The organism is Nocardioides sp. CPCC 206348 (assembly GCF_048654705.1).
In the GTDB taxonomy this organism is placed as follows: Bacteria; Actinomycetota; Actinomycetes; order Propionibacteriales; family Nocardioidaceae; genus Nocardioides.
The window spans coordinates 3,825-4,253 of sequence record NZ_JBMCZA010000215.1 but is presented as its reverse complement, the minus strand read 5'-3'; the positions used below and the strand labels follow the sequence as shown (position 1 = coordinate 4,253).

General features: G+C 65.7%; 1 pseudogene. It reads left to right on the top strand.

The features are described 5' to 3' along the window. Positions 1-21: 21 nt before the first annotated feature. Positions 22-429: pseudogene (locus tag ACOADB_RS22810) on the top strand (enoyl-CoA hydratase); the annotation flags it as partial.

Sequence of the window (429 nt, the reverse complement as noted above, 5' to 3'; positions counted from 1 at the left end):
GATCCACTGGACGCCTACCCGATGCTTGAGTCCGCGCTGCGTTTCGAGTCCGGGCGCTCGCTGGATGACCACGCACGCCTGGTGGCCGACCTCTGGGCAGGCTTCAGCGAGGTCGCGGCGTCCAACCCTCATGCGGTCATCCGGGAGCCCGTCGGGGCGTCGAGCTTGCTGTCACCCGACGGCGGCAATCGACTCATCAGTCATCCCTACCGCAAGCTCATGGTGTCGAACAACGACGTCGACCAGGCTGCCGCACTGGTGATGACCTCCTACGGCAAGGCGCTCGCTCTCGGCTTCTCACGCGACGACCTGGTGTTCGTCCACGGCTTCGGCGAAGCCGTGGACTGTGACTCCTTCACCGTTCGCGAAGCCTTCACGACTTCGAACGCGATCACAGCGGCCGCCGCGGATGCGATGGCGATGGCCGCA